The organism is Paenibacillus lentus, assembly GCF_042714055.1.
Lineage (GTDB): Bacteria > Bacillota > Bacilli > Paenibacillales > Paenibacillaceae > Fontibacillus > Fontibacillus lentus_A.
On sequence record NZ_JBHGVC010000007.1, the window covers coordinates 249,875 to 266,042 of the forward strand.

13 protein-coding genes are annotated in these 16,168 nt (G+C 52.0%); 12 read left to right on the top strand and 1 reads right to left on the bottom strand.

What is annotated here, in order from left to right; translation table 11 throughout:
- Window positions 1-28 precede the first annotated feature (28 nt).
- From ACE3MQ_RS17800 to ACE3MQ_RS17850, 11 genes are all read left to right on the top strand, one after another.
- Complete coding sequence (locus ACE3MQ_RS17800; protein WP_379395044.1) at window positions 29-910, top strand: carbohydrate ABC transporter permease; 882 nt, start codon at window positions 29-31, stop codon at window positions 908-910.
- Between the two features lie 90 nt (window positions 911-1,000).
- Entirely contained in the window at window positions 1,001-2,602 is a 1,602-nt protein-coding gene (locus ACE3MQ_RS17805; RefSeq protein ID WP_379395046.1) for a hypothetical protein, read from the top strand.
- A 200-nt stretch (window positions 2,603-2,802) separates the two neighbouring features.
- Window positions 2,803-5,148, top strand: a complete 2,346-nt coding sequence (locus tag ACE3MQ_RS17810) for a helix-turn-helix domain-containing protein (RefSeq protein WP_379395048.1) — start codon at window positions 2,803-2,805, stop codon at window positions 5,146-5,148.
- Window positions 5,149-5,398: 250 nt separating this feature from the next.
- Entirely contained in the window at window positions 5,399-8,095 is a 2,697-nt protein-coding gene (locus ACE3MQ_RS17815) for an exo-rhamnogalacturonan lyase family protein (protein ID WP_379395050.1), read from the top strand.
- A 13-nt stretch (window positions 8,096-8,108) separates the two neighbouring features.
- On the top strand, window positions 8,109-8,807 hold the full coding sequence (locus tag ACE3MQ_RS17820) for a DUF1961 family protein (RefSeq protein WP_379395052.1): 699 nt from the start codon (window positions 8,109-8,111) through the stop codon (window positions 8,805-8,807).
- 25 nt (window positions 8,808-8,832) lie between these two features.
- Complete coding sequence (locus tag ACE3MQ_RS17825; protein ID WP_379395124.1) at window positions 8,833-9,636, top strand: polysaccharide deacetylase family protein; 804 nt, start codon at window positions 8,833-8,835, stop codon at window positions 9,634-9,636.
- A gap of 245 nt (window positions 9,637-9,881) precedes the next feature.
- The gene (locus tag ACE3MQ_RS17830) at window positions 9,882-11,096 is read left to right on the top strand and encodes a hypothetical protein (RefSeq protein WP_379395126.1); all 1,215 of its coding nucleotides are present in this window, start codon (window positions 9,882-9,884) and stop codon (window positions 11,094-11,096) included.
- A complete protein-coding gene (locus ACE3MQ_RS17835) occupies window positions 11,071-13,311 on the top strand; it encodes a glycoside hydrolase family 88/105 protein (protein WP_379395054.1) in 2,241 nt (746 codons plus the stop codon). The genes ACE3MQ_RS17830 and ACE3MQ_RS17835 overlap by 26 nt, the downstream gene beginning before the upstream one ends.
- Window positions 13,312-13,401: 90 nt before the next feature.
- Complete coding sequence (locus ACE3MQ_RS17840; protein WP_379395056.1) at window positions 13,402-13,791, top strand: DivIVA domain-containing protein; 390 nt, start codon at window positions 13,402-13,404, stop codon at window positions 13,789-13,791.
- 234 nt (window positions 13,792-14,025) lie between these two features.
- Complete coding sequence (locus ACE3MQ_RS17845; protein ID WP_379395058.1) at window positions 14,026-14,490, top strand: Dps family protein; 465 nt, start codon at window positions 14,026-14,028, stop codon at window positions 14,488-14,490.
- Between the two features lie 117 nt (window positions 14,491-14,607).
- Entirely contained in the window at window positions 14,608-14,958 is a 351-nt protein-coding gene (locus tag ACE3MQ_RS17850; RefSeq protein ID WP_379395060.1) for a DUF488 domain-containing protein, read from the top strand.
- A 51-nt stretch (window positions 14,959-15,009) separates the two neighbouring features.
- Here ACE3MQ_RS17850 and ACE3MQ_RS17855 read toward each other — a convergent pair whose 3' ends face one another.
- Complete coding sequence (locus ACE3MQ_RS17855) at window positions 15,010-15,345, bottom strand: iron-sulfur cluster biosynthesis family protein (protein ID WP_379395062.1); 336 nt, start codon at window positions 15,343-15,345, stop codon at window positions 15,010-15,012.
- A gap of 163 nt (window positions 15,346-15,508) precedes the next feature.
- Between ACE3MQ_RS17855 and ACE3MQ_RS17860 the strand changes: the two genes are divergently transcribed.
- On the top strand, window positions 15,509-16,039 hold the full coding sequence (locus ACE3MQ_RS17860; protein ID WP_379395064.1) for a nitroreductase family protein: 531 nt from the start codon (window positions 15,509-15,511) through the stop codon (window positions 16,037-16,039).
- Window positions 16,040-16,168 lie beyond the last annotated feature (129 nt).

Below are 16,168 nucleotides of genomic sequence, written 5' to 3' on the forward strand. Positions count from 1 at the left end.
CTTCAACCCGGGGAGAGGAGAAAATGCTGTGGCTAAACAATACAAAAGCGCAGGCGAGAAAGTATTCGACGTGTTTAACTATGCGTTCCTCGCTATTTTTGGCCTAATGGCGGTTCTGCCCTTCATATTTGTCATCTCGGGCTCCTTCGCCACGGATGCCGAAATAACGAAACGCGCCGTATTTCTGATACCGACGACTTTCTCTCTGGATGCCTATAAATTCATTTTTTCCACGGACACCATCATGCGCAGTATCGGAGTTTCGATTTATGTGACTGTTATCGGCACGATCGTCAATCTATTCTTTACGGTGACGATGGCTTACCCGATGGCCCGGCGCAACCTGATGGGCCGCAATATGATTTTAAACCTCGTTATTTTCACGATGCTGTTTGGCGGGGGCATGATTCCGACGTACCTGGTCATTCGCGAGCTGCATCTGCTGGATACCTTGAATTCATTGATTTTGCCTGGCGCCATTAGCGCATTTAATTTGATCATCGTTAAAAATTTCTTTCAGGAGCTGCCCCCAGGATTGGAGGAGGCGGCCAAAATCGACGGCTGCAACGAGCTAAGCCTCCTCTGGCGGATCGTACTCCCGCTCTCGAAGCCTGTTCTTGCAACCTTCACGCTGTTTTACGCCGTCGGCCACTGGAATAACTTCTTCTCGGCCTTGCTCTACATCAATGATCCCAGTAAATGGCCGCTGCAGGTGATGTTACGGCAAATCGTTATGCTCTCGCAGTCAGCCGGGGATCTCAGCTCCATGGATCCGACCTTTGTGCAGCCGCCAGAGCAATCGATCAAGATGGCCGTGATCGTGGTTGGGACGATTCCGATTCTGTGCGTATACCCGTTCCTGCAGAAGCATTTTGCCAAAGGAGTGCTCCTAGGCTCGATCAAGGGTTAAATTCATCGGCTCCTCCCGTCTGAGGAGTCTGATGATTTTACCATATAGAACAAGTAAAGCTTACGAAACTTTAAGGGAGGTTATAAGTGAATGAGCAGGCAAACAAGGATGGGAAGTATGAAGCGCTGGTTATCTTTATGGCTGGCCGTTGCCATGGTGATGGTCATTGCCGGCTGCGGCGGCGGGAATTCGAGCGAACCGGAGGCCGATCCGGCTTCCGCCGGCAAAGGCAACGGGAATGAGAATGGAGAGCAAGCGGAGCAATCCCCACTTAACCTGACGATCATGCTGCCGATTTTCAAGACGAATTATCCGAAGGACGATGGGCCGGTCGTAGAGGAAATTGAGAAAAGAACGAACAGCAGCATTCACTTTGAATGGGTGCCTAATGCCTCTTATGCGGATAAGTTTAATATTACTCTGGCTTCCGGCAAGCTGCCGAGCATCATTTATGTCGGGGATGTAAAGGCGCCGAGCTTTGTCAGTGCGGCCAAATCCGGTGCATTTTGGGAGGTTGGGCCCTATTTGCAGCAGTTTCCGAACCTGAGCGGCGCCAACCCCGTGATCATGGAGAACTCCTCGATTGAAGGGAAGAACTACGGGATTTACCGCGGTCGGGTCTTAGGCCGCAACGGGATTGCCTTCCGCAAGGATTGGCTGGATAACGTAGGGATGGAAACACCGCAGACCCTGGAGGATTTCTACAATATGCTGAAGGCGTTTAAGGAGCAGGATCCCGATCAGAACGGACAGGACGACACCTACGGCATGGTGCTCGTAAAATGGACGGGGCAGTGGGCCAGCGGCTTCGACACGATCAAGCTTTGGTTCGGCGCACCTAATAAATGGGGCATCGTGGATGGAAAGCTGGTGCCTGAGCATGAATACCCGGAGTATGTGGAAGCGCTTAAATTTATGAAAAAATTGTACGACGAGAAATTGATCAACTCCGATTTTGCCGTTATGGATAGCGCAAAATGGGTGGATCCCATCGTCAATAATAAAGCTGGCGTCATCGTTGATGTGGTCGACGTCGGTGCGCGGATCGATGATAAAATACATGCTGCTCTCGCCAAGGAAGGGAAGGACGAGCCGGATCGCCATTATATTGACGTCATCGGCGGAGTGACGGGAACGGACGGCAAGCTCCATACCCTGCCGACCTCTGGGTTCTCCGGCATATTGGCCATACCTAAACCGTCCGTGAAGAGCGAGGAGGAGCTGATGCGGGTTCTCGGCTTCCTGGATCAATTGAACGAGCCAGATATGCAGACGATGCTCGGCTTCGGTCTGGAAGGCGTGCATTACAATGCGGTTGGCGAGTTCGTTGAGCCGATTAAGGACACCGTGAAGCTGGAGTCTGAGGTGGAGGGCTTGAACCAAATGCTCGGTTTCATTCCGGAAGACCGTTCCAAGAAGGTCAAGCAGACGCCGCTTCGCATTAAGCAGGCCGAAGTACAGAAGGCCAACGAGGAATTTATTGTAACGAACCCTGCCGAAGCATTTATTTCCACGGTTTATTCGCAAAAAGGCCAGCAGCTTGACAACATCATCAATGATGCGCGCATCAAATTTATCGTGGGACAGATTGATGAAGCAGGTCTAAAGTCGGCGTTCGACGTATGGAAAAAAACCGGAGGCGATGATCTGGTCAAAGAAATGAACGACCTGTACAGTCAAGTGAAACCGTAGGGAGCTCCCAAGCTAAGCATTATCATGAGTACCTTCGCTCGATCGTTAGCTGCCGCGTAAAATCTCAAATTTGATTTTACGCGGGCAGCTTCTTTGCTTACAGAGCGATAAGCCGATTGCCCCAATTTTTTCAAGCTTACTTGTAATTTAATATGAATGCGTTTACATTTTGTATATACCTTGATTCGGTTGGTGAGGAGATGAATACGGGAATTTTAGCAAAATGGTGGTCGCGCGCAATAGGGCTCTCTGGCTGTAGAGGGAAATACTATCGGAACAATCTGATTATGATGCTTGTCGTTTCTGCGATTCCCGGCATTATTACCGGGGGGATCGTCTACTGGATGGTGGGCGGGCGCCTGGAGAGCGAGCTGCTGCAGATGCATCATCAGCAAATCGAGCAGCGAGCCCGGAATATCGATGATCAGCTGTCCAATCTGGAGCTGATGCTGTCGCATTGGGCGTTTGATCCCCAGTTTGACTACAGCTTGAATGGGCTGGATTTCAAGCGGGATTTCGAGCGGTCGCGGGATATTACGAAGACGCTGGTCGTAATGCAAGGTTCGAATACGATGGTGAAGCAGGTCGAGCTTTATTTGGCAGGGCAAGAGCCGGAGCCGCTGTTGTTCAATCCCGAGTATGGAGAGATCCACTCGCAAGCGGTATCCGAATTATATGACAAGCTCATTGAAGCGAAGCGGAGCGCGTATTGGACGGAATGGGCCTTTGATCCAAACAGGCCGGAGGTCAAGGAGCTCACGCTGGTGCATCATATCCCGGGCGGCAGCCAACAGCCCTTTGGGGCATTGCTCATTCGGATGGATACTCAGAAGGTAGCCAATATGCTGAAGACGATGACTCCTTATAATGTAGGAGAGACGTTCCTTGTGCAGAATACAGGGGATTTGTTTGCCTCGGCGGGAGGCAGCAGCTCGAATTCCCCCTTTGTAACGGAACTGCGCGCGAAGATTAAGGAACGGGGGCCGGCTCAGAAATCCTCCTTCTTCTTCGAGTGGGACGGTGCGACTTATACGGTGACATACGGGGAATTTTCGCGGATTTCCACCGAGTGGACTTATGTGTCCGCATCGCCGATTACAAGCATTACCTCTCCGGTGATGTTTATTTCCAAGCTGATCCTGGTCGTCAGCTTCAGCGCATTGCTGCTGGCCGCATTGTTATCCTGGATCGCCTCCAGGCGGATGTATTCTCCGATCAAGCGGCTGTTCAAGACGCTGTTGTCGGAGGATATCAAGACGGAGGGCAAGGAAGATGAGTTCACGCTCATTGAACGTCAGTGGCAGAATCTGCATTGGGAAAGCCATGATCTGCAGCGCAAGCTGGCAGAACAGCTGCCTCATGTGAAGGAGAGCTTTCTGAACCAGCTGCTGCAAGGGCATTTATATGCTTATTCCGAGCAGGATCTGCGCCGCAGGATGGAGCGGTTCAGATGGGAGGTCGAGAATAAGCGCTTCATTGTATTTTATGTCCAGCTAATGGGGATTACGAGTCTTGAAGGAAAATTCAGAAGCGGGGATGAGGGGCTCGTTTCCTATGCGGCAGCCAACATTATCGGCGAGCTGGCGATGCAGCGCTTCAGCCAGTCCGATACGATCCATTTTCACGATTTAACGGCGGGGATTCTGCTGGTCGTTCCAGAGGATCGCTCTGCCGATGCGGAGGTGCACAGCTTTAGCGAAGAGCTGACAAGAACGATTAATGTCATTTTAAAAATGCGGGTAACGGTCGCCTTCAGCGCTCCCATATCCAGCATTTCCGACATTCCGCTCGCTTTCGAAGAGGTGAAGCAGGCGGCCAGCTACCGTCCATTCAGCAATGAGAACCAGATTATTGATATAGAGCGGTTGGATCAGGAGGGAACGGATGAGGCGGAGCCGACCTATTCCTTCACGCTGGAACGGGAGCTGATCCAGGCCATGCGCACAGGCCAGGAGGAGGAAGCGTACCGTCTTCTGGCGGATTTCCTGGAAGCGTTGAAAGCCAAGGGAGCAAAGACGATTGATGTGCAGCAGGGAATGCTGCATTTGCTCGGCCATGTGCAGCATGCGATCATGCAGTCAGGGATCGATCCAAAGCGGCTGTTTATGGGCGTGAATCTGTACGAGGCGCTGTCGCAAATCCGCGAGCCGGAGCTTATTTTGATCTGGTTCAAGGAGAAGGTCGTGGCTCCTTATTTGAAGGAGCTCTCTCAACGCTCCAACGCCGAAGTGAAGATCATGATCGAGCAGGCGATGATTTATTTACAGCAGAATTATGCAAGGGATGTTTCTCTGGATAGCTGTGCGGATGAAATCGGTACAAATTCATTTTTTCTGAGCAAATCGTTCAAGCAGGTGACAGGGAGTAACTTCATCGATTATTTGACGGAGCTTCGCATGGATCGAGCAAAGGAATTACTGCGTGAAACCAAGCTGAGGATTAGTGAGGTCGCTGAGCAGGTAGGGTATCAGCATAGCTACTTCAATCGCATCTTTAAGAAGCTGGAGGGAATGACGCCGACGCACTATCGGGAGCTGGGCAAGTGATTGTGATGGTTCTGATGAACGGTATGCTGGGGGAGCGCCTCATAATATAGAAAGGATCAGTCTCTTTGGGGATTGATTCTTTTTTTTAGTTTTTTGGAAAAAACTTAAGTCTGCAATAAAGTCCAAATCGGTCGAAAATATGCAATTTGCCTGTTGCGCCGCGCTTTATCCCGATCAAGAAAGTCTCATTGCTTGCAAATGACCGCCTGCCTACAATGGGAGTACATTGAGGAGAAGGAGATGGTGGCCTGTGGGTTTACGGACATCGGTCGGGTTACGGTGGTTGAACCAATCATCCATCCCTGTCGGAGTGACCTGGGGAATTCCATGGACGAAGGGTAGGCTGAGCCGGGAGGAGGTGCCTGAGCTTTGCTTGGTTAGCGGAGGCGATGGATCGGCGCTGCAAGTGCAGCGAGATGAAGCTGCCGAGGTTACGGACGGTAGGCATATTGGAAATAGCGCTGCCAACAACACTAACGACGCCAACAACATCAACAACATCAACAGGAACCTCCCTATGCAAAGCTGGGCAACCGCTTATTGGCCGGATGGGAGCGTAAAATGGACGGCCCATGCCGCAGTTTCGCTTCCGGAGGGAGAAGGAACTGAATCAGATACCGGGATTGTCGTGACAGAAACGGAGGATGCCTTCATTGTCGATACGGGCGCTATCGTCTGTACGGTGAACAAGCAGGGACGAGGAATTCTTCGCAGCATCATCCAGTCGGGATCGGGTGCCATGGTATGCAGCGGCGGGAATTTAATATGCATTCGCGAGGAGATAAGCTCGGTATCCGGCTTGCGTACCTTGAAGGAAGAGAGGTTTACCGGCAGCACGCTGCGGGCTGAGGTGGAGCAGCACGGGCCGGTTCGCGCAGTAGTCAGATTGGACGGCAGGCATCAGTCCGCTGCGGGAGGCCAGAAGCAATGGCTGCCCTATACGCTCCGTTTGTACTTTTACGCCGGATTATCGTCGATCCGGGTCATGCATACGTTTTATTATGACGGAAACCCGCAACAGGACTTTGTGAAAGGGCTGGGGATTTCCTTTGCCGTACCGCTGCGCGGGGCATTGTACAATCGGCATGCTCGATTTGCCGGAGACGCTGGAATGTTCAGTGAATCGCCGAAGACCCTCCATACCCGCCGGACAAAGGGACGCTATCAGGAGCTGTACAAGGCGCAGACCGAAGGGAGTACGGTTCAATTTGACCCGGAACAGGACGCATACTTTCTTGGCCTGCTGGATGATTCGGCAACCTGGGACAGCTACAAGCTCGTACAGGACAGCTCCGAGCATTACCGAATTTCCAAGCGGACGACGGAAGGCTGCAGTTGGGTTAAGGCAGCCGATGGAAGAAGAGCCCGAGGGCTCGGTTATATTGGGGGCGAAGGCGGAGGGCTTGCCGCTGGACTGAAAGACTTTTGGCAGAAGTCGCCCTCGGGCATGGAAATCCATGCCGCGACCGAGAAAGAGGGCAAGCTTGTCGTATGGTTCTGGTCGCCCGACGCGCCAGCCATGGATCTTAGGCATTACGACACGAAGACGCATGTGGAGTCGTCCTATGAAGGAGCCGAGGAGCTGCGGGCCACGCCATACGGCATCGCGAACACGAGCGAGCTAACGATTTGGTGCACAGAGGAGACGCCTTGCCTGGCAGAGCTTGAACGTATGGCGGAGGAACTGGCGGCCCCCGCGCGGCTCGTCTGCGAACCGGCCTATTATCATAAGGCGGGCGCATTCGGAATTTGGAGCTTGCCCGATCGGAGTACGCCTGCCAAAGCTGATCTGGAGGAGCGGCTGGATGGCATTATCGCCTTTTATCAGGCCGAGGTGGAGCAGCGGAAGTGGTACGGCTTTTGGGACTACGGCGATTTTATGCATAGCTATGATCCCGTAAGACATGTATGGAACTATGATTTAGGCGGGTGTGCTTGGCAAAATACGGAGCTGGCTCCGAATATGTGGCTCTGGCTGATGTTTCTTCGTTCAGGACAGGCCGATGTGTTCCGCATGGCTGAGGCAATGACTCGGCATACAAGTGAGGTTGACGTCTATCATTTCGGCGAGTACGCGGGACTCGGCTCACGGCATAACGTGATGCATTGGGGCTGCGGCTGCAAGGAAGCGCGGATCGCGATGGCTGGCCTGCACCGCTATTACTATTATTTGACCGCTGACGAGCGGATCGGGGACATCCTCGACGAGGTGAAGGATGCCGATTATTCCACAGTCACGCTGGATCCGATGCGGGCATACTTTCCAAAGGATGAGCATCCGACGCATATCCGGGTCGGCCCGGATTGGGCGGCGTTCAGCTCGAACTGGATGACCCGCTGGGAACGCTTCGAGGATACGGCTTACCGGGATAAAATCCTGACGGGCATCGCCAGCATCAAAGCGGCCAATTTCCGGCTCATCTCGGGTCCAACCTACGGATACGATCCGAAGACCGGGGTTCTTACGGGCATGGGCGATGACAACTGGGGACGGCATTTAGCCATATGCATGGGCGGGCCGCAAATTTGGTTCGAGCTGGCGGGCATGCTTGAAGATTTAGAGTGGCAGGATATGCTCGCCGAGTTCGGCGTGTTCTACAATTTGCCGGATGAGGAGAAGCGGGCTCTGACGGGCGGAGCGATCGGCAGCCATAAGCTGAGGTTCGAGCATCCAGTGCTTAGCGTGGCGATTGCGGCATATGGCGCATATTACCGCCGGGATGCCGCTGTGGCTGCGCAGTGCTGGGAGATTTTGCTGAGCAACAGCTTTGCACGCGTTAATTTGCAGGAGGAGGCTGTATCTGTAACCTATGTAGATGGATTGCTGGAGATCGGTTGGATGAATACGAATGAAGCTTCGCAATGGTCGATCAATACGATCATGAGCCTGGAGCTGATCCCAAATGAATTGCCGGAAAGCGTCAACGAATCCAAACAGTTCAGCTAAGGAGGCGGCGAAGGTGAGTAATACTCGAAGCGGCTTGATCCCGCAGCAATGGAAGCGGCTGTATTCCAATCCGCTGCAGTCGGCAGAGGACGTGGCGGATTTTCGAATGGAAGGGGCGGGCGCGGTTACTTTTCCGAGAAGATGGATGCGGCTGGAGAGCACCCGCAGCGCAGCGGAGGGACAGAAGGCCAACCTGGTATTTTGGTGCCCCGAGGAGCTTCCTGCGGATGTCGCGATCTCGTGGCGTTTTCGGCCGATTCGGGAACCAGGGCTAGCCATTTTATTCTTTAGCGCGAGGGGAGCGGAAGGTAAGGATTTATTCGATCCGAGCCTGCCGCGCCGCACGGGGGAGTACGAACAGTATCATCATGGCAGGATGAACGCTTTCCATATTTCTTATTTTCGCCGGATGTGGGCGGAGGAGCGGCAATTCCATACCTGTAATTTGCGGAAAAGCTACGGCTTTCATATGGTGGCCCAAGGCGCCGACCCGCTGCCGGGGGTTCTTGATGCAGCCGATTTTTATAACATGCTGGTTCTTAAAAAGGGTTCAGCGATCACGTTCGCTATCAATGACTTGCAAATTCTGTCCTGGGAGGATGACGGTACGGCCTATGGCCTGCCGCTCGCCGGAGGGAAGCTTGGGTTCCGGCAGATGGCGCCGCTGATAGCGGAATATGCAGAGCTCAGTGTATATGGACCTCAGCAATAAATTAGGAGGGGAGTAGATAATGACGTTGCCGAATATTTATTTTTGCTTTCCGCAAGGGAAGCACAAGGCGCTCACGATGAGTTATGACGACGGGCGGAGAGCGGATGAGAGACTTGTCAGGATTTTTAACCGCTGCGGCGTGCGAGGGACGTTTCATATCAACTCCGGATTGTTGGGAGAGGAGGATCGCCTGACTGCGGAGGAGGCAGTCGGGTTGTATCAGGGACACGAGGCGTCTGTACATACTGCTTCGCATCCGACCCTGGCGCGTTGCCCGATGGAATTAGTTGTGAATGAAGTACTAGAGGATCGAAAAAACCTGGAGCATCTGTTTCGTGTACCCGTACGCGGCATGTCCTATCCCAACGGATCTTACAGTCAGCAGATTAAAGATCTGCTGCCGCATCTCGGCATCGAGTATGCGCGGACGGTGCAAACGACGAATGGCGGCTTCGGCTTGCCGGAGGATTGGCTGGAGTGGAAGGCGACCTGCCATCATAATGACCGTTTGCTGGAGCATGCCGAGACTTTTGTGGGACTGCACAAGAAGCAGTATCTCTATTTAATGTACGTTTGGGGTCATAGCTATGAGTTTGATCGCGACGACAATTGGGAGCTGATGGAGCGATTCTGCGAAATGGTGGGGGGACGCGAAGATATTTGGTATGCGACGAACATTGAAATCGTGGACTACATGAAGGCTTGCAAATGGCTAAAGCTTGCTGCCTCCCGGGAGTTTGCGCATAACCCGGGCGCGTCATCGATTTGGTTGGACGTGGATGGCAGGATCATTGAGGTACCTGGCGGCAGCCGGGTAGATTTGATTTGATGTGATGTGATGTGATGTGTCGGACTCGCCAAGGTTGGAAGATGAAGCTGTTCGCCATATGAAGGCAGATAGCAGTACATGTTGGGGGAGCGAAGGGAACAGAAGGGGAGGAGAACATGAAGAATAGTGTTAATACCGAGGGTACTCATCATGACGGAATCGAAAATGAAAGGGAAGTCGAGCAAAGCAAGCAGCCCTTTCAATTAGCCGGCATCGATATAAGCGCCGCTGGCCCGAGATGCAAAATGCTGCTCGGCGACCTGAACGGGGATGGCCGCGCCGAACTGCTGCTCGTTCAGCCGGATGATCGCCAGGACGTGCGTTACATCCCCCATCAGGTGCAGTGCCTCACAGCTTACGATTTAAATGGCAGCATGCTGTGGCAGCAAGGCGAGCCCAGTCTGGAAGCGGGAAGTCAGGGCTCCGATTATCCGGCGCAAATCTATGACATCGATGAAGACGGGCGTCTTGAGGTGCTATGTGTCATGAACGACCGTTTCCATATTCTCGATGGTGCGACCGGAGAGATCAAAGAGGTGCATGATTTGCCGGATCCGAATGCTCATGATTGTATCATTATCGCCAATTTGTCAGGCGGCGAGCATGCTTCGGATATTATTCTTAAGGATCGCTACCATCGGATGTGGGCGCTGAACCGGAGGTTTGAGCTGCTCTGGACGCATGAAGGGAATATCGGACATTACCCTTGGGCGAGCGATCTGAACGGTGATGGCTACGACGAAGTGATGGCAGGCTATGATCTTCTCGATCATCGGGGCAACGTGCTGTGGAACTGCCGCGATCTGGAAGACCATGCCGACTGCATATGGGTGGGAGATGTAGACGGCGACGGCGTGCCGGAGCTGGTCATCGGCGGCAGCGTTACCGTGATGTACGACAGGAATGGAAAAGAGCGCTGGAGGTACGAGGGCTCGATCGAATCGCAGCATATTGCGCTGGGCAGGTTCAGGCCGGAGCTGCCGGGTCTGCAAATCGCCGGACTGGATCGGATGGTTCGCGAGGATGATGGAAAAGGCCTGAAAGGAAAGGATGCGCTTTTCTTAGTGGATGGCGAAGGCAACGAGCTGTGGAAAGAGGAGCGGACGACGAGCGGCTGGTTGACTATCGCCGAAACGCTGAGCAACTGGCGCGTTGGGGCGCCGGATTATATCCTTGCTTATCGGCGGGGAGGGGGAGTGTATCCGGCGTTGTATGACGGTGACCAGAATATCGTTGCCGAGTTCCGCCACGAAGGCTATGCGGTTCATGGAGATTTGCTCGGCCTTGGAACCGAACAGGTTATCATTTACGACGACGAGCTGGCGGTAATCTATTCCAGCGAGAGCGCGGACTTATCCTTGCCGCCTTCCGGCGTACCGCTGCCTCATCCCAAGCGCTTGTACAATTCGACTTTATATCCGGGGGGAGAAGTGAATGCAGACTTATTTTTCGTCGTATGATTCGATTGCCAGACATGCTGCTGGCCAAACTGAGCGCGTATTGGCTGCCGTAGCCAGCCGGTACATCGGGGCGAATCCGCCAGAGCCTCCGATCTATCGGATTCATTCTAGGTACGGCTTTCGCCGTTTGGAGGATTGCCGTTACGATATGAACCTGGCGGAGCGTTGGCCAAAGCTGTCCTCCGGACAGTTTGTTTATGTTTGGGGGATGCTGTGGCGGGAACAGGACGGGGAGACACCGTTCTCAGTCACCTGCTACAGTCCGGTTCGAATTTATATTAACGGAAGCCTGGCATTTCAATCGAATTTGAATGATGACGTGTTTCCGGACAGGAAAGCCTTTTTTCGCGCAAAAACAGTGAAAGGACGCAACGACATCGTCCTGGAATTCGTGGCGGTCGGTACGGGCTGCGGAGGAATCTTTGGCACGGGCAGCGTCAAGGGAGCACCTATGCATTTCTTGAATCCTGCCAGCGAAGGCCGCGGCTGCGAAGGCTGGGTATACAGCGAGCCGCAGCAGACGCGCTGGCCCGCCATGCCGGGTCGAAGGGACTGCATAGCTGAGAGTGGCGACCAAGGAGATGATCTTGATCACTTCAATGAATGCGGAGAATACACCCCTTGGTATCCGCAGGAGCAATGGACGCCCGAGCAGCTGGGGAGCGGTTGTTTCTCTCGTCTGTTCGGTGCCAAGCCGGAAGCAAGGGCATTCGCCTGGAGCAAGCTGCAGCTTCGGGGAGCTGCGCGTGCCGACCTGCGTCTTGAAGGCCGATACTCGGGAGACATCGTTGTTTATGTTGACGGGAATCCAGTTTTTCAAGGAACAGAGAGGAGCGGAAGCATCGATATTCGGCTGCAGGATATCCGATTCGGGAAGCATGATCTCGTTATAGAGTCGATTTGTCGCGGACATCACTGGGGATTCCAATTTAACGAGCCCCAAATCACTTCTCCTTCTTCTTCTTCTTCGGGAGCCGCGCTTCGGTTCGTGCAGCCTTGCCCTATAGAGGGAATGAAGGATAACTGGTTATACCTCGGCGCGTTTTCGGCAGCAAATGCGCCCCAGGCTGCGGAGATTCCGGTGATGGACAGATTATTCGGGCAGGGGGAAGCAGCGACCTATTGGCGGGTGGATCGGCCGGAGTGCTGGGTTAGGCCTTATTTGGAAAGTCCGCTGTACGGCAGATGGAACTATCCCCTGGGAGTGACACTCTATGGCCTGCTGAGAACGGGAGTGGCTTTGTCGGCACCGCATTATACAGAGTATGCCGCAGAGCATATCGAGCAGTGCAGTAAGTGGCATGATTATGCCCAGTGGGATCGTGATCGTTACGGGGCGCCGGGAATCAATCATCAGCTTAGCTTAATCGATTCCCTGGACGATTGCGGTTCCTTTGGCGCCGCGATGCTGACGGCGAATAAGCTGCGGCCTTTGCGGGGAGTGGAGAGTGCAGCCGCTCATATAGCCCATTACATCACGGAAGTACAGGATCGCCTGCCGAATGGAGCGTTCTATCGGACTCGCGGGACGGTCGATTTTATGCAGGATACGATGTGGTGTGATGATTTGTATATGAGCACCCCTTTTCTATGCAAGTATTATGAGCTTACCGGGGACGAGCGTTATCTGGACGATGCTGCCGCGCAGTTTTTAGGATATAAGGAGCGTTTATTCATCCCTGAGCTTGGAATTATGCATCATGTGTTTGATGATAAATTCGGCAAGCCCAACGGCGTGCCTTGGGGACGCGGAAACGGCTGGGTCATCTTCTCGCTCACCGAGCTGCTGACGGTCATGCCGCCGCATCACCAGCTTCGGCCGGAGCTGCTGCAGTTCTACCGCGAGCTTAGCGAGGGCTACCGTAAACTGCAGGGAGCAAACGGGATGTGGCATCAGGTGCTGACGGACTGCGAGTCCTATGCGGAGGCTTCCTGCACAGCGATGTTCATATATGCTTTTGCTCATGGGATTAAGCATGGGTGGCTGGAAGAGCCGGACTTATATCTGGAGGCGGCTGTAAGGGGCTGGGAGGGATTAATCGAGACTTGCATCGATAAGCAGGGCAATGTATATGGCGTGTGCCGGGGCTCGGGGTATTCGTTCAATAAGCTGTATTATAAGGATGAGCTCGATTGGCAGCTTAATGATACGCATGGCATCGGTATTGTGCTGCTGGCGGGAATAGAGATTCTTCAGTTGGAGTCCAGCCTATAGACATAATGATAATTGCTTGCAAATATGGTACCATATTTATTGGCTATTTATTTACACATGCTCAAGCCTGTAGGTGTGGAGGGATCATTTATGCAAGACGAATATACGCGCAAGCTGGAGGATCAGAAAGGCTTATTTAAGCAGCTCGGCATTAAGCTGGACGCCCTGACCATTCACGAGAAAGATTTTGATGTAAAGATGCGTGGATATGAAAAAGAAGAAGTAGACCGTTTTCTGGATGAAATTATCGTTGACTATGAAAGATTTTACGATATCATCACGGATTTGTTGGATAAATATAAGGAGATCCAGCGCCGTCAGGCTTATTTGGAAGAAGAGAAAAAGGCCCTGTCGATCCGCAAGGTAAAGACCGAGTCCGGCAACGTCATCGAGCGCCAGCTCGTAGAAGACGGCATTCGGCAAATGGAGCGCAGCTTGGAGCAATTCAAATTGCATATTCGCAAGGAATTTGATGTATAGTGGGACTGGTGCTTGGCGCGCCGGTTCTTTTTTTGCATAAAAACAGTTCGTTTCGCGCAAAATTTCACTAAAGAGTCGTTCTCTTCATATGAATTTCATGCTTTGTTCATTGCATAGAACGGGAGAACATGGTATTATATATTTAAGATTTAGATCTAGTCTAAATTTAAAATAACTTAAGAGATGATGACTCTTAGGCCGATGAGTATTCTATTTTGAATGGAGGAATAATGAATGTCAAACCATGTGCTGACTGAAACCAATCAAACTCTTCATCAACAATTAAACCTGCAAATCGCCAACTGGACGGTGCTGTATACGAAGCTGCATCATTTCCATTGGTATGTGAAAGGCCCGCAGTTTTTTACGCTACATGAGAAGTTCGAGGAGCTGTACAATGAAGCGGCTGGATATGTAGACGAGATTGCTGAGCGGCTGCTGGCGATTGGCGGCGAACCGATTAGCACCCTTAAGGATGCCCTGGCCCAGACGACGATTTCCGAAGCGGCAGGCAAGCAAACGGCAGAAGAGATGGTAGCGGCTGTAGTTGCGGATTTCGAAACGATCAGCCAAGAGCTGAAGCATGGAATGGAAGCAGCGGAGCAAGCCGAGGATGAAGCGACAGGGGATTTGCTGCTCGGCATGCTGTCGTCACTAGACAAGCACAGATGGATGCTGAACGCTTATTTGGGTAAATAATTTTATAGGTACGTCCATGGAACCTGTTCGATTAGGATGATCTCCTAGCCGGACAGGTTTCTTAGAGTGTTTTGCAGCATGGATGCTTGCAGCGGATCAGTAGGGAGGAGAAATACCGTGATAAAAATAAAAAGAATTTATGAGATCCCCGCCAGTGAAGATGGCAAGCGTATTCTAGTAGACAGAATATGGCCCCGCGGCGTCAGCAAAGCCGAAGCTCAGCTGTCCTTATGGATGAAGGAAATCGCCCCGAATACCGAGCTTCGCAAATGGTTTGATCATAAGCCCGAACGTTTTGCCGAATTTGCGGAACGTTATGAGAAAGAACTGGCTTCAAAAGAGGTTATTGGGCATTTGGAGCAATTACGCTCCTGGAGCGAGAAAGAAACCGTCACTTTACTGTTCGCTGCAAAGGATCAGAAGCACAACCATGCCCTTGTTCTGAAGGAAATTCTTGAATGCGAATGATTGGCAGAGGCCGCCTTTAAGCTCGAACGGTCTTAGATATGACCCGCAGGGCTATTGGTGGTTCGTTTGCCGCATGTCCCGAAGCTGGACATTTGAGCTGTACGTGGATGATTTGCTGCTCAATTTGAAGGCAGGATAGTTCTCCTCCGCATCAAGCCACAGCATCTCCTCATAGAAAATCTGATGCTGCTGATCGACGACAAAGGACAAGCTTCCAGCCTCGATCGGAATGTCGTATTTGCCCCTCTCGCTTTGGATTAGCAGTGTACTGATTCCATCACAGCCGCATCCTTCCGTATCGTAATACAGCTTGATGACCCCCGGCTGTTCACCTAAATTCTCCTGAAGTCTGCGTTCGGCTAATGGCGATACTTCCAACTTTATCATGGTTAAAGCCCCTTCCTATTCGGATTGAATTTACTTGTATTCGATTATAGGTATTATTTTTTATTCGATCAAATTTCCAACCATAAATTTTTGGATTATAATAGTAAGCAGATTGGTTTTATCGGTCTATTATAACAAAACTATGGATTGGATGGTGATTAAAATGGACGTGTTGGCGGCAATTCAGAAACGGAGAGAGATTACAGCGTTTAAGGAGCTTCCCATTTCAGAAACGGATTTAGGTAAGCTTACTATGGCCTTGTATCAATCTCCCACTGGAAACAATCTGCCTTCAAGGGAATTTATTGTGGTCACGAATAAGCCGCTTCTGGCCCAGTTGAGCAAGACGACGCCTTATATGCGTTGGCTGGAGCAGGCTGCTATAGGGGTGGTCATTATAGGCAACGAGGAGCTAAGCAAGTATTGGCTGCAGGACGCTTCCATCGCTGGAGGGTACTTGTGGCTGGCTGCGACATCGCTTGGACTCGGGGCGGCATGGGGGGCAGTCTATCATTCCGAGGATCATAACGAATCTTCGCAGCGTGAAAACTACGTACGGGATTTATTGAATATTCCTGCTAAGCTTCGTGTAGTTGCTATTTTGGGTCTGGGTTATCCGGCCAGCGACCCGCCGCCGAAAAAAATGTATGCCGAGGACACGGTGTTCCACCGGAACAGCTTCGGTTTACGGTAATTATAGGTCATTGAATGTAAGCTTTTCTCGGAGTGAGATGGATGAGAGGCTTACATTTTTTTAATTCTTTATATTGTGACGAAAATCACAAGGAAGGAATATGAATCTAATACAATGATATTAAGAATT

Excerpts from the sequence above, each read along its gene's own strand:
- ACE3MQ_RS17805 (WP_379395046.1), top strand. The coding sequence starts at position 1,001 with ATGAGCAGGCAAACAAGGATGGGAAGTATGAAGCGCTGGTTATCTTTA.
- ACE3MQ_RS17810 (WP_379395048.1), top strand. The coding sequence starts at position 2,803 with ATGAATACGGGAATTTTAGCAAAATGGTGGTCGCGCGCAATAGGGCTC.
- ACE3MQ_RS17830 (WP_379395126.1), top strand. The coding sequence starts at position 9,882 with ATGCTGCTCGGCGACCTGAACGGGGATGGCCGCGCCGAACTGCTGCTC.
- ACE3MQ_RS17835 (WP_379395054.1), top strand. The coding sequence starts at position 11,071 with ATGCAGACTTATTTTTCGTCGTATGATTCGATTGCCAGACATGCTGCT.
- ACE3MQ_RS17840 (WP_379395056.1), top strand. The coding sequence starts at position 13,402 with ATGCAAGACGAATATACGCGCAAGCTGGAGGATCAGAAAGGCTTATTT.
- ACE3MQ_RS17845 (WP_379395058.1), top strand. The coding sequence starts at position 14,026 with ATGTCAAACCATGTGCTGACTGAAACCAATCAAACTCTTCATCAACAA.
- ACE3MQ_RS17855 (WP_379395062.1), bottom strand. The coding sequence starts at position 15,345 with ATGATAAAGTTGGAAGTATCGCCATTAGCCGAACGCAGACTTCAGGAG.
- ACE3MQ_RS17860 (WP_379395064.1), top strand. The coding sequence starts at position 15,509 with ATGGACGTGTTGGCGGCAATTCAGAAACGGAGAGAGATTACAGCGTTT.